Origin of the sequence: Nocardiopsis sediminis, from assembly GCF_042650565.1 — a bacterium.
In the GTDB taxonomy this organism is placed as follows: domain Bacteria; phylum Actinomycetota; class Actinomycetes; order Streptosporangiales; family Streptosporangiaceae; genus Nocardiopsis_B; species Nocardiopsis_B sediminis.
In genome coordinates this window covers 574,132-587,683 of the sequence record NZ_JBHSBH010000015.1, presented here as the reverse complement: position 1 = coordinate 587,683, position 13,552 = coordinate 574,132, and the positions used below count along the sequence as shown (strand labels likewise).

General features: G+C 68.9%; 10 protein-coding genes and 2 tRNA genes. 8 read left to right on the top strand and 4 right to left on the bottom strand.

Annotation, left to right across the window (positions count from 1 at the left end):
- Positions 1–14: 14 nt before the first annotated feature.
- From ACFOVU_RS25135 to ACFOVU_RS25125, 3 genes are all read right to left on the bottom strand, one after another.
- A complete protein-coding gene (locus ACFOVU_RS25135) occupies positions 15–1,886 on the bottom strand; it encodes an ABC transporter ATP-binding protein (protein ID WP_378538215.1) in 1,872 nt (623 codons plus the stop codon).
- A 234-nt stretch (positions 1,887–2,120) separates the two neighbouring features.
- A complete protein-coding gene (locus ACFOVU_RS25130; protein WP_378537527.1) occupies positions 2,121–2,618 on the bottom strand; it encodes an adenylyltransferase/cytidyltransferase family protein in 498 nt (165 codons plus the stop codon).
- 182 nt (positions 2,619–2,800) lie between these two features.
- A tRNA-Gly gene (locus ACFOVU_RS25125) sits at positions 2,801–2,874 on the bottom strand.
- A 110-nt stretch (positions 2,875–2,984) separates the two neighbouring features.
- Here ACFOVU_RS25125 and ACFOVU_RS25120 point away from each other — a divergent pair.
- The 5 genes from ACFOVU_RS25120 (at position 2,985) to clpX (ending at position 7,925) form a co-directional block, all read left to right on the top strand.
- Positions 2,985–3,059: transfer RNA gene (locus ACFOVU_RS25120), tRNA-Pro, on the top strand.
- A 244-nt stretch (positions 3,060–3,303) separates the two neighbouring features.
- Entirely contained in the window at positions 3,304–4,749 is a 1,446-nt protein-coding gene (tig, locus tag ACFOVU_RS25115) for a trigger factor (RefSeq protein WP_378537525.1), read from the top strand.
- Positions 4,750–5,064: 315 nt separating this feature from the next.
- Positions 5,065–5,652: an ATP-dependent Clp protease proteolytic subunit gene (locus ACFOVU_RS25110; protein ID WP_378538213.1), complete on the top strand. Its 588-nt coding sequence runs from the start codon at positions 5,065–5,067 to the stop codon at positions 5,650–5,652.
- Positions 5,653–5,720: 68 nt separating this feature from the next.
- Positions 5,721–6,407 (top strand): ATP-dependent Clp protease proteolytic subunit, encoded by a 687-nt coding sequence (locus tag ACFOVU_RS25105; protein ID WP_378537523.1) that lies wholly within the window; start codon positions 5,721–5,723, stop codon positions 6,405–6,407.
- 246 nt (positions 6,408–6,653) lie between these two features.
- Positions 6,654–7,925, top strand: coding sequence for an ATP-dependent Clp protease ATP-binding subunit ClpX (gene clpX, locus ACFOVU_RS25100; RefSeq protein WP_378537521.1), 1,272 nt, complete (start codon positions 6,654–6,656; stop codon positions 7,923–7,925).
- Positions 7,926–8,003: 78 nt separating this feature from the next.
- On the opposite strand, the gene ACFOVU_RS25095 is transcribed toward clpX, so the two are convergent.
- Positions 8,004–8,702 (bottom strand): DUF305 domain-containing protein, encoded by a 699-nt coding sequence (locus ACFOVU_RS25095; protein ID WP_378537519.1) that lies wholly within the window; start codon positions 8,700–8,702, stop codon positions 8,004–8,006.
- Between the two features lie 255 nt (positions 8,703–8,957).
- Between ACFOVU_RS25095 and ACFOVU_RS25090 the strand changes: the two genes are divergently transcribed.
- From ACFOVU_RS25090 to ACFOVU_RS25080, 3 genes are all read left to right on the top strand, one after another.
- Positions 8,958–10,370, top strand: a complete 1,413-nt coding sequence (locus tag ACFOVU_RS25090; RefSeq protein ID WP_378537517.1) for an LVIVD repeat-containing protein — start codon at positions 8,958–8,960, stop codon at positions 10,368–10,370.
- Positions 10,371–10,512: 142 nt separating this feature from the next.
- Positions 10,513–11,919 (top strand): LVIVD repeat-containing protein, encoded by a 1,407-nt coding sequence (locus ACFOVU_RS25085; RefSeq protein WP_378537515.1) that lies wholly within the window; start codon positions 10,513–10,515, stop codon positions 11,917–11,919.
- A gap of 202 nt (positions 11,920–12,121) precedes the next feature.
- Positions 12,122–13,534, top strand: coding sequence for an LVIVD repeat-containing protein (locus tag ACFOVU_RS25080; protein WP_378537513.1), 1,413 nt, complete (start codon positions 12,122–12,124; stop codon positions 13,532–13,534).
- Positions 13,535–13,552 lie beyond the last annotated feature (18 nt).

The following is a 13,552-nucleotide window of genomic DNA, read 5'->3' as shown; positions in this document are numbered from 1 at the left end:
GTCGGCCGCTGACATCACGCGCGGGCCTTCTCCTGCGGCGCGAACTGGGTGCGGTGCAGGGCCGCGTACAGGCCGCCGTGCGCGAGCAGCTGTTCGTGCGTGCCCCGCTCCAGGATCCGGCCGTCCTCCAGCACCAGGATCAGGTCCGCCTCGCGCACCGTCGCCAGCCGGTGCGCGATGACCAGCGACGTCCGGCCCTTCAGGGCCGTGGCCAGGGCCTGCTGCACCGCGGCCTCGGACTCGGAGTCCAGGTGCGCGGTCGCCTCGTCCAGCACCACGACCGACGGCGCCTTCAGCAGCAGCCGGGCGATCGCCAGCCGCTGCTTCTCCCCGCCCGAGAGCCGGTAGCCGCGGTCGCCGACCATGGTCTCCAGGCCGTCGGGCAGCGCGTCGAGCAGGGGGCCCAGCCGCGCTGCGCGCATGGCCTCGGCCAGCTCCTCGTCGGTGGCGTCCGGCCGGGCATAGCGCAGGTTGGCGCCCACGGTGTCGTGGAACAGCTGGGTGTCCTGGGTGACCACGCCGACGGAGTCGCGCACCGACGCCGCGGTCGCCTCGCGCAGGTCCACGCCGCCGATCCGCACCGCCCCGTCGACGGGGTCGTACAGGCGCGACACCAGGTGGGTCAGGGTCGTCTTGCCCGCCCCCGAGGGGCCGACGAGCGCCACCATGTGCCCCGGTTCGGCGGTGAAGGAGACACCGCTCAGCACCTGGGCGTCGTCGGCGCTCTCGGCCTGCGGCGTCAGCTCCAGCGAGGGCAGCGACGACTCCTCGGCCGAGGGGTAGCGGAACGACACGTCGTCGAACCGCACCGACAGCGGCCCCTCCGGCAGGTCCCGGGCGCCGGGGCGCTCGTCGATCATGGGCTTGAGGTCGAGGACCTCGAAGACGCGGTCGAAGCTGACCAGCGCCGTCATGACCTCCACGTGCACGTTGGACAGCGCCGTGATCGGCGCGTACAGCCGGGTGAGCAGGGTGGTCAGCGCCACCAGGGTGCCCAGCTCGAACGCGTCGCCGATCACCAGGTGGCCGCCCACCCCGTAGACCACGGCGGTGGCCAGGGACGTGATCAGCCCGATCATGGTGAACAGCAGCCCGCCGAACACCGACTGGGCGACCCCGATGTCGCGCACCCGGGCCGCGCGCCCGGCGAAGGCCTCGGCCTCCTCCGCGGGCCGGCCGTACAGCTTCACCAGCATCGCGCCGCCCACGTTGAACCGCTCGGTCATGAGCGCGCTCATCTCGGCGTTGGTGTTCATGCCGGAGCGCGAGATGTCGGCGACCCGGCGCCCGATGAGCTTCGCGGGCAGGATGAACAACGGCACCAGCAGCAGCGCGATGGCGGTGATCTGCCACGACAGCACGGCCATCGTGGTCACCACCGCCACGGCGGAGATCAGGTTGGACACCACCGATTGCAGCACCGACGTGATCGCCCGCTGCGCCCCCACCACGTCGGTGTTGAGCCTGCTGATCAGCGAACCGGTCTGGGTGCGGGTGAAGAAGGCGAGCGGCATCCGCTGCACGTGCGTGAACACCTGGGTGCGCAGCAGGTAGATGACGCCCTCGCCGATGCGCGCCGACAGCCACCGGGAGGTCAGCCCGAGCGCCGCCTCCAGCGCGGCCAGCGCCGCGACCCCCACCGCCAGCCAGGTGACCAGCGACGCGTCCTGCCGGGCCACCCCGTGGTCGATGATCGTCTTGAGCAGCAGCGGGTTGGCCACCACGATCGCGGCGCTCACCGAGGTCGCCAGGAGGAACAGCACGATGGCCCGCCAGTGCGGGCGGGCATAGCCGGCGATCCGGCGCACCGTCCCCCGCGGCAGGCGGGTGCCCTTGGCCGCCCCGTCATTGACGAGCGCCCGGTATATGGGCGGTCCACCCATCATCATCGCCGAACCCCGTTTCCTTCGTCGCGCGGATCGCTGCACAGCGTCGGAAGCGTCAACACCGAGGAACGCCCCCGCCTTCCGGCCGTCCACCATGAGCGCAAAAGCGGTGGCGGCGGGAATAGGGGACCAGGGAACCACGAAACGGGCGCCCCCGCGGCTCGGGGGCGGAGCGAGCGTGTGGTGCGGGCCCGGGGCGGGCGCGCAGCGGGGCAGGGGGCGCCCGCGGCGCGGTCAGAGCGAGCGCGCGAGCCGGCCGAGCGCGGCGCTGGTGGAGCGGCCCTCGGTCAGCGGCAGCTCCCACACCTCGGCCCCGAGGGCTTCGGCGCCGCGCCGCTTGCCGTCGGTGTAGGGGTCGCCCGCGGTGAACGCCAGAGCAGCCGGGCCCAGCGGGCGCAGCAGATCGGTGTAGGGCTCCCAGCCGGCGGTCTCGGGCGGCCCGGAGATGATGAACACCCCGTCGACGCAGCGCAGCGCGGCCAGCATCTCGGCGCGTTCGATGTCGGGGTTGACCGGCCGCTCCGGGCCCTTCCAGGCGCGCACCCGGGCGTCGTCCTCGACGCCGACCAGCAGCGGCAGGCCGCGGTCGCGGATCGCGGTCAGGAAGCGGGCGTGGCCCACGTGCAGCACGTCGAAGACCCCGGTGACGACCACGGGCGCGCTCGCCGTGTGGGGCCGGGAGAACCACTGGGAGACCAGATCAGGCACGCGCAGCGGATCGGAACTCGTCATCACGCAACCTTCACGAACGGCTCGACGCCTCGGTATCGCACCCGGGCGCGACAACGACGGATGCGCCCTCATCGCCAACATATCCGCACCGGCCACGCGATCTCGCGCGTGCCCCGCTGAGCGCCGCGGAGAAAAGGGCCGGCGGCAGGGAGACCCCGGCCGGGACCGGCCGTCGGGGGCAGTGGAGCGGGCGACGGGAATCGAACCCGCACGACCAGCTTGGAAGGCTGGAGTTCTACCATTGAACTACGCCCGCGATGGCGTCAGGGCCCCGGAGTTTCCTCTAGACTCGTGGGGCCGACGGGGATAAGACTACCGTCTCCGGAGCGCGGGTCGTCCACTCTCCGGGCGTCGGCGCACGGTCCACGGGGAGTAGCGCAGCTTGGTTAGCGCGCATGCTTTGGGAGCATGAGGCCGCGGGTTCGAATCCCGCCTCCCCGACGAAATCGCCTGTGGCGCCCGGTGCGGCTCGTCGGGGGGCCCTGAGGCCCCGCATATCTGCCCTAGACTTGGCGTGATCAGCAGGAAAATCGCGAATTCAGTCAGTCCTTCATCAGGCCCCACGGCCCGGTGACCTGCGTCGGCCGGCGCCGGTTCGCGTGGACACGCGCACCGCGGGCCGGGCAGTGTCCCGTGCGTGCCGGGCCGTCCCGGACACCAGCCGGAAATCTAGGAGTACCGCCCCGTGAAGACCGATGTCGAGGAGCTCAGCCCGACCCGGGTCAAGCTGACCATCGAGGTTCCCTTCGAGGAACTCGACCACGCCTTCGACGTGACTTACAAGTCGCTCGCCAAGCAGGTCCGGATCAAGGGCTTCCGCCCGGGCAAGGCGCCGGCTCGGCTGATCGACCGCTACGTCGGCCGCGGCGCGGTGATCAGCGAGGCGGTGAACCACGCCGTTCCCGAGCTGTACAACGAGGCCATCCAGAAAGAGGACATCTTCGCGCTCGGCCAGCCCGACGTCGAAGTGACCAAGCTGGAGGACAACGACCAGCTCGCCTTCACCGCCGAGGTCGACATCCGGCCGAAGTTCGAGGTGACCGGGTACGAGGGCATCGAGGTCACGGTCGACGACGCCGAGGCCACCGAGGAGCAGATCGAGGACCAGGTCGGCAACCTGCGCGAGCGCTTCTCGACGCTCGTCGGCGCCGACCGCCCCGTTCAGAGCGGCGACCACGTCTCGATCGACCTCTCCGCCGCCGTCGACGGCGAGAAGCTCGAGGACGTCCAGGCCAATGGCCTGTCCTACGAGGTCGGCACCAACACCGTCCTCGAAGGGCTCGACGACACCCTTGAGGGGATGTCCGAGGGCGAGTCCGCGACCTTCGCCACCAAGCTGGTCGGCGGCGAGTACGAGGGCCGCGAGGCCGACGTCACCGTGGCCGTCCACAGCGTCAAGGTCAAGGAGCTCCCGGAGCTCGACGACGAGTTCGCGCAGATGGCGAGCGAGTTCGACACCATCGAGGAGCTGCGCGCCGACGTCCGCTCCCGGCTGGAGCAGGTGCGCCGCCTCCAGCAGCTCTCCCAGGGCCGCGACCGCGCGCTGGAGAAGCTGGTCGACTCCATCGACATCCCGCTGCCCGAGTCCGTCATCGAGGAAGAGGTCGCGCGCCGCCGCGAGAGCCTGGAGCAGCAGCTCACCCAGGGCGGCCTGACCAAGGAGTCCTACCTCGAGTCGCAGGAGCAGACCGAGGAGGAGTTCGAGGAGGAGCTGTCCTCCAGCGCCCGCTCCGCGGTGAAGGCCGGGTTCATCCTCGACCAGCTCGCGTTGCAGGAGGAGCTGTCGGCCGACAACAGCGAGCTGAGCCAGTACGTCGTGGAGCAGGCCCAGCGCATGGGCGTCTCCCCCGACCAGCTCGCCCAGCACCTGGTGGAGTCCAACCAGATCCGGGTCGCCTACACCGAGGTCGTCCGGGCCAAGGCCATGGACCTCGTGTTGCAGAAGGCGCGGATCACCGACGAGTCCGGCAACGTCGTCGAGCAGGAGAGCCCCGAGGCGCCTGAGGCCCCGGCCGCCGAGGCCGCGGACACCGAGGAGGCCCCCGCCGCCGAGGCCGCGGCCGAGCCTGCTCAGGCCGCCGGCGAGCCCGAGGCCCCCGCGGCCGACGAGGACGCCGCCAAGGACAAGTAGAGCCGAGCCGGCAACGGCGGGCCATGGCACCGGGCGGCGCACCCCGCCCGGTGCGGGCGGCACGCCGCGGTGCGGAAGAGGCGCCGATGGGAGATCATCCCGTCGGCGCCTTTCGCGCTTCCCGCGCGGCCCGGCGCGTCGGCGGCGCCACCCTCGCGGGGAGCCTGCGCCAACAGCGAACACCCCTGTGAGCGCGCCCCAGCGGCCGTTCCCCCACGCTAGTGTGATTTGACGGGACGAACCTCCGAGTGACCGCTCAAGGCGAAAGCAGGTGCCAGGGTGACCGAACAGCCTTTCACAGGCGTTCTCGACGAGATCCGCGCGGCGGGGGAGACCCCGCAGCCGACCGTCATCGAGCAGACCGCACAGCGGTTGCTGCGCCAGCGGATCATCTTCATCGCCGATGAGGTCAACGACGCAATGGCCACCCGTGTGGTGGGTGACCTGCTTCTCCTCTCGGCCGAGGACCGCAAGCGCGACATCTCGCTCTACGTCAACTCGCCCGGCGGCTCCGTGACCGCCGGTATGGCGATCTACGACATCATGCAGTACATCCCGAACGACATCGCGACCGTCGGCATGGGGCTCGCCGCCTCGATGGGACAGGTCCTGCTGTGCGCCGGCACCCCCGGCAAGCGCTACGCGCTCCCGCACGCCCGCGTGATGATGCACCAGCCCTCGGCCGGTGTCGGCGGCACCGCGACCGACATCCGCATCCGCGCCGACGACCTGGTCTACGTCAAGGGCGCGCTCCTCGACATCATCGCCCACCACACCGGGCAGACCCGTGAGCAGATCGAGAAGGACGCCGACCGCGACCGCTGGTTCGCCGCGGAGCAGGCCAAGGAGTACGGCTTCGTCGACGAGGTCGTCGGCAGCCTCCAGCAGATCAACGCCGGCTGAGACGCCCGACGCCGCGTTCCCAGGCCTGTGCCTCCGACGAGTCAGCTTGAAAGGCGAAAGTTCCTGACATGAGCATTATCGGCAATTCACCCGCCAGCGCGTACGGAATGGCCCCGCAGCCGTCGCAGGCCCGGTACGTGATGCCCTCCTTCGTTGAGCGGACCCAGTACGGCATCAAGGAGATGAATCCGTACAACAAGCTTTTCGAGGAGCGCATCATCTTCGTGGGGGTGCAGATCGACGACACCTCCGCGAACGACATCATGGCGCAGTTGATCACGCTGGAGCAGATCGACGCCGACCGCGACATCCAGATGTACATCAATTCCCCCGGCGGGTCGTTCACGTCGCTGATGGCCATCTACGACACCATGCAGTTCGTCCGCCCCGACATCCAGACGACCTGCATCGGCCAGGCCGCGACCGCCGCCGCCGTGCTGCTCGCCGCCGGGACCAAGGGCAAGCGCCTGATGCTCCCCAACGCCCGCCTGATCGTCCAGCAGCCGGCCACGGAGGCCACCTACGGCCAGGTCACCGACCTGGAGCTACAGGCCCGTGAGATCATGCGGATCCGCGACCAGATGGAGAACGTCCTGGCCCGCCACACCGGCCAGGACAAGGACACGATCAGCCGCGACATCGAGCGCGAGAAGGTCTTCACCGCCGAGGAGGCCGTGAAGTATGGGCTGGTCGACGACATCCTGCCGTACCGCAAGACGTCGCTCCAGAGCTCTCAGCCCGCGTCCTCGAAGTAGGGCGCCGCTGGCCCGCCGTCGGAGCCGGGCCGGGGGATCACACGCCGGGGGTCCCGGAGTGGTGAAGCCGGTCCGGTTCTTCGCTTAGGCTCGGATGAAGGACGCACAGATCGCCCCGCCCTCGGGCACATCGGGAGCGCATATCCTGCAAAAGCGGTAGCTTGCTCTGGTAGAGGGCACGTCATCCCTTGCACGGCGCGCCGGGTGGACGATGACGGGGTGGCCTACGTTTTAAGGAGTAGCTGGGTGGCACGCATCGGCGACGGTGGAGACCTGCTGAAGTGCTCGTTCTGCGGCAAGAGCCAGAAGCAGGTGAAAAAGCTCATTGCCGGTCCCGGCGTCTACATCTGCGACGAGTGCATCGATCTGTGCAACGAGATCATCGAAGAGGAGCTGGCCGACGCCACCGAGCTGAAGTGGGACAGCCTGCCCAAGCCCCGCGAGATCTACGAGTTCCTCGACTCCTACGTGATCGGGCAGGAACAGGCCAAGAAGGCGCTGTCGGTGGCGGTCTACAACCACTACAAGCGCGTGCAGTCCGAGTCGGACCGGCCGCGTGAAGAGGACGTGGAGATCGCCAAGTCCAACATCCTCCTCCTGGGCCCCACGGGGTCGGGCAAGACCCTCCTCGCACAGACGCTGGCCAAGATTCTCAACGTCCCCTTCGCCATCGCCGACGCCACCGCCCTCACCGAGGCCGGCTACGTGGGCGAGGACGTCGAGAACATCCTGCTCAAGCTGATCCAGGCGGCCGACTACGACGTCAAGAAGGCCGAGACCGGGATCATCTACATCGACGAGGTCGACAAGGTCGCCCGCAAGAGCGAGAACCCGTCGATCACCCGCGACGTCTCCGGCGAGGGCGTCCAGCAGGCGCTGCTGAAGATCCTCGAGGGCACCACCGCCAGCGTCCCCCCGCAGGGCGGGCGCAAGCACCCCCACCAGGAGTTCATCCAGATCGACACCACCAACGTGCTGTTCATCTGCGGTGGGGCGTTCGCCGGGCTGGAGAAGATCATCGAGTCCCGGGTGGGCAAGCAGGGCATGGGCTTCAACGCCGTGCTGCGGCCGGCCAACGAGGACTCCGCCGACGGCTTCTCCGAGGTCATGCCCGAGGACCTGCTGAAGTTCGGGATGATCCCGGAGTTCGTCGGCCGGCTCCCGGTCATCACCAGCGTGCACAACCTCGACCGTGCGGCGCTGATCCGGATCCTCACCGAGCCGCGCAACGCCCTGGTCAAGCAGTACCAGCGGCTCTTCGAGCTCGACAACGTCGAGCTGGAGTTCACCGACGACGCCCTCGACGCCATCGCCGAGCAGGGCATCATCCGGGGCACCGGTGCGCGCGGGCTGCGCGCCATCATCGAGGAGGTCCTGCTCTCGGTGATGTACGAGGTGCCCAGCCGCGAGGACGTCGGCCAGGTCATCATCACCCGCGAAGCCGTGCTGGAGCACGTCAACCCCACCATCGTGCCCCGGGCCAAGCTCAGCCCGGAGCGCGAGGAGAAGAGCGCCTAGGGCGGCCCCGCCGCCCGCACGCGAAAGGCCCCCGCCTCGCGGGGGCCTTTCGCGTGTCAGGATGCGGCCGGTGGTGCGCTACTGGTCCATGACCTCGGCCATGCGGTTGATGTCGGCCTGCTGCTCGACCATCACGTCCGCGGCCATCTTCAGCGCATCGGGGTGCTTGCCGTCGGCCCCCTCGTCCTCGGCCATGGAGATGGCGCCCTCGTGGTGGGCGGTCATCAGCTCGACGAACAGCTCGTCGATGTCGGCGCCGTCGGCCTCCTCGAGCTCGGTGAGCTCCTCCTCGGAGGCCATGCCGGGCATGTCGTCGTGGTCGAGGTTCACCGGGCAGTCGCCCTCGCCGCCGTGGTGGCCCTCTTCGCTCGGACCGTTGGCGCAGAACCCCTGGTGGTTGGGGTTCTCCTCGGCGGGGCCGTAGACGTTGGTGTCGAGCCAGCCCTCCATGGCCTCGATCTCAGGGCCCTGGGCCGCACTGATGCGGTCGGCGATGAGTGCGAGGTCGTCGTTCTCGAGCCGGCCCTCGACGAGGTCGGTCATCGTGATGGCCTGGCCGTGGTGCTCGATCATCATCAGCACGTACTCGACGTCGGCCTCGTTGTGCCGGATGGTCTCCGACGCCGCGTCGATCTGCTCCTGGGAGGCCGGCGAAGCGGATTCGCCGGGCGCGCCCGGGGCCAGGACGGGCGGGCCGTCGGCGGAGTCCGATGAGGAGCAGGCCGTTGCTCCGGTGATCAGGACGGCGGCTCCCGCCGCCAGAACCCAGCGCCGCACAGGGGCTCCTTCCAGCAGGGTCGTCGAACGGCCTCGTGAGCCGCTCCCCGTTGTCTACTCAGTCGGGTGGTGTTTTGTCCAGTATGACGGCGATCTTGTGATCATCACGCAGCGTATTTCCACTGTTTGATCTGGCCGTTGATCTGGCCTTATGTCGCTTATCATGCGTTTTGTGGCATTCGCGGCTAGTCAGCCGTTCCTGGGGAAATGTATCTTCCTTCTGTTCAGACGGTGTGTACTGAGGAGGAACCCCACATGCCGACATCCCCCCGGGCGTCCACGAGACCCCCGCTGCGGCGAAGGCTGCGGAACGCGGCCGTGGCCTTGCTGTCGACCGCCGCGCTGGGCGCGTCCCTGCTGTCGCCGGCCGCGGCGAACGCGCAGACGCCCCCCGACGAGATCGACAAGAGCGACAACATCGACCTGGTCGCGAACCTGCCCAAGCCCGAGGGCTTCGAGGTCAGCAACTCCGACCTCGCCTTCACCGGCGACCACGTGATCGTCGGCAACTACAACGGCTTCGTGATCCACGACGTCTCCGACCCCACCGCCCCGGAGATCAGCAGCGCAGTGCTGTGCGAGGGCGGCCAGGGCGACGTTTCGGTCAGCGGCGACCTCCTCTACTACTCGGTGGAGTACCCGCAGGTCAACGAGGAGTGCGGCTCGGGCGAGAGCACCGCCGCCGACCCGAACGCCTTCGAGGGCATCCGGATCTTCGACATCTCCGACAAGACCAGCCCCGAGTACATCGCGGCGGTGCGCACCGACTGCGGCTCGCACACCAACACCCTCCTCCAGGGCGAGGACAGCGACTACATCTACGTGTCGTCCTACGCCCCCGCGGAGAACTTCCCCAACTGCCAGCCGCCACACGACAAGATCTCCATCATCGAGGTCCCCAAGGACGATCCGACCTCGGCCGCGGTGGTCAGCCAGCCGGTCCTGTTCCCGGACGGCGGCAACCACGACCAGCCCGGCCTGGCGCGTCCCACCGAGGGCTGCCACGACATCACCGTCTTCCCGGCCAGGGACATCGCGGCCGGCGCCTGCATGGGCGAGGGCGTGCTGATGGACATCAGCGACCCGCTGAACCCGGTCGTCACCGAGACCGTGCGCGATGAGAACTTCGCGTTCTGGCACTCGGCGACCTTCACCAACGACGCCAAGGCCGTCATCTTCACCGACGAGCTCGGCGGCGGCGGCGCGGCCACCTGCAACGAGGAGGTCGGCCCCGAGCGGGGCGCCGACGCGATCTACACGCTCGAGGGCCGCAGCAACCCCGAGCTGACGTTCGCGAGCTACTTCAAGATCGACCGCCACCAGTCCGACACCGAGAACTGCGTGGCGCACAACGGATCACTGATCCCGGTTCCCGGGAAGGACTACTTCGTGCAGTCCTGGTACCAGGGCGGCGTGTCGATCATCGACTTCAACGACCCGACGAACCCGCGTGAGATCGGCTACTTCGACCGCGGCCCCGTCTCCGAGACCGAGCTGGTCCGCGGCGGTACCTGGTCGGCGTACTACTACAACGGCTACGTCTACTCCTCGGAGCGGACCCGCGGCTTCGATGTGCTGCGGCTGGACGACCGCCGCCTGCGCGGCGCGGAGCGCATCACCTTCGACGAATTCAACCCGCAGAACCAGCCCCAGTACCGGGGTCGCTGACGCCGTCGCGTGCAGCCGCAGGTCAGGGCGCCGTCAAGGGCGTTCCTGATCTGCGGTTTCCGGGCGTTATCCGCTGTACGCCAGCCGGATACCCCGGTGCTGTTCTCGTATTTCGGTGTGTATCGGAAAAAAAGGAGACCACATGCCGACTCCCCCTAGCCCGGCGCGGCGGCGCGGACGCCGCCGGCTCGGGCGTATGGGCCTGGCCATGGCCGGCGCGGCCGTCCTGGTCGCGTCACTGGCCCCGGCGGCCGGTGCGCAGACGGCTGCCGACGAGATCGACACGAGCGACAACGTCGAGCTCGTCGCCAGCCTGCCCAAGCCGCCGCCCTTCGACACGCAGGCCGCCTACAACTCCGACCTGGCGTTCTCGGGCGACTACGCCATCGACGGCAACTACAACGGCTTCGTCATCTACGACATCTCCTCGCCCGAGGAGCCCGAGATCGTCAGCCAGGTGCTGTGCGAGGGCGGGCAGGGCGACGTGTCGGTGAGCGGGGACCTGCTCTACTTCTCGGTGGACTACCCGCGGGAGTCCGACGAGTGCGGGGCGCCCGCGAGCACCGCCGAGAACGCGGACGCCTTCGAGGGCATCCGCGTCTTCGACATCTCGGACAAGGCCGACCCGCAGTACGTGGCCGCGGTGGACACCGACTGCGGCTCGCACACCAACACGCTGGTGCCGGGCGAGGAGAGCGACTACGTCTACGTGTCGTCCTACAGCCCGTCGGCCAGGTTCCCCAACTGCCAGCCGCCGCACGACAAGATCTCCATCGTCGAGATCCCCAAGGACGACCCCGCCTCGGCGGCCCTGGCGGCCGAGCCGGTGCTGTTCCCCGACGGCGGCAACGGGCCCGGCACGCCGTCGCGTGAGACGTCCGGCTGCCACGACATCACCGTCTTCCCCGAGAAGGACCTCGCGGCGGGCGCGTGCATGGGCGACGGCATCCTGATGGACATCAGCGACCCGCTGAACCCGGTGGTCACCGAGACCGTGCGCGACGACAACTTCGCGTTCTGGCATTCGGCGACGTTCACCAACGACGCCAAGGGCGTGCTGTTCACCGACGAGCTGGGCGGCGGCGCCGGCGCGGTCTGCAATGAGGAGACCGGCCCCGAGCGGGGCGCCGACGCGATCTTCTCGATCCGCCGCGGCGAGCTGTCCTTCGAGAGCTACTTCAAGATCGACCGGCATCAGTCCGACACCGAGAACTGCGTGGCCCACAACGGCTCGCTGATCCCGGTTCCGGGCCAGGACTACTTCGTGCAGTCCTGGTACCAGGGCGGCGTGTCGATCATCGACTTCAACGACCCGGCGAACCCGCAGGAGATCGGCTACTTCGACCGCCCGCCGCTCTCGGAGAGCGAGCTGATCCTGGGCGGCTCGTGGTCGGCGTACTACTACAACGGCTACGTGTACTCCTCCGACATCCAGCAGGGCTTCGACGTCCTGAAGCTGAACGACCGGAGGCTGCGCCCGGCCGAGCGCGTCACCTACGACGAGTTCAACCCGCAGAGCCAGCCCGTGTACAGCCCCGGCAGGGGCTGACCGGCCCGCTGGTGAACGGCCGCTGAACGACGGCCCCCCGCTGCGGCGGGGGGCCGTTTTCTGTTTCTCTGCGTTATATGTGCAGGTAGAAGGGCGGGAAATTGTAAATTTCGTGTTGTGCCGATACGTCGCCCTGTACAACTGTCTTGGCAAATGTGTAGTTTGTGGGTGTTTTTGATCCGCGTCGGAATGAGGAGTGCCAGTGCCGACATCCCCCGCGCCGTCGCAGAGACGGCGAACCCTGCACCGCACCGGCCTGGCCGGGGCCGCGATCGCCGGGCTGCTGCTGAGCCTCGTCCAGGCGCCGGCCGCGCTCGCCGACGCCAACCCCCCGGGTGAGGGGACCAGCAGCGACAACATCACGCACCTGGCCAACATCCCCAAGCCCTCGCCGGTCGACGGCACCAACTCCGACCTGGCGTTCTCGGGCGACTACGCCATCGGGGGCAACTACAACGGCTTCGTCATCTACGACATCTCCACGCCGGCCGAGCCCGAGATCACCGCCACGGTGCTGTGTGAAGGCGGCCAGGGCGACGTGTCGGTGAGCGGCGACCTGCTCTACTACTCGGTGGACTACCCCCGCGAGAGCGAGGAGTGCGGGGCGCCGGAGAGCAGCCCCGAGGACGCCGATGCGTTCGAGGGCATCCGGATCTTCGACATCTCCGACAAGGCCAACCCGCAGTACGTGGCCGCCGTGCCCACCGACTGCGGCTCCCACACCAACACCCTGGTGCCGGGCGACGCGGAGACCGACTACATCTACGTCTCCTCCTACGCGCCCTCGGAGCGGTACCCGAACTGCCAGCCGCCGCACGACAAGATCTCCATCATCGAGGTCCCCAAGAACGACCCCGCCTCCGCCGCGATCGCGGCCGAGCCGGTGCTCTTCCCCGACGGCGGCAACCACGACCAGCCCGGCCTGCTGCGTCCCACCGAGGGCTGCCACGACATCACGGTCTTCCCGAGCAGGGACATCGCGGCGGGCGCGTGCATGGGCGACGGCCTGATCCTGGACATCGCCGACCCGCTGGAGCCGACGATCATCGACCACGTCCGCGACGACAACTTCGCGTTCTGGCACTCGGCGACGTTCACCAACGACGCCAGGGGCGTGCTGTTCACCGACGAGCTCGGCGGCGGCGGCGCACCGACCTGCACCGAGGAGATCGGCCCCGAGCGCGGCGCCAACGCCGTCTACAGCCTCAGCCGCGGCAACAGCCCCGAGCTGTCCTTCGAGAGCTACTTCAAGATCGACCGGCACCAGGGCGACCAGACCTGCGTGGCCCACAATGGGTCGCTGATCCCGGTCCCCGGGAAGAACTTCTTCGTGCAGTCCTGGTACGAGGGCGGCGTCTCGGTCATCGACTTCAACGACCTCTCCAACCCCGTCGAGATCGGCTACTTCGACCCCGACCCGCGCGTCGACCCCGACGCGTTCGGCGGTGACACCTGGTCCACGTACTACTACAACGGCCACGTGTACTCCTCCGACATCGTCCGCGGCCTCGACGTCCTCGAGATCGACGACGACCGCCTGAACGGGGCCGAGCGCGTCACCTACGACGAGTTCAACCCGCAGAGCCAGCCCGTCTACAGCCCCGGCAGGGGCTGACCGGCCCGGTACGAAGCG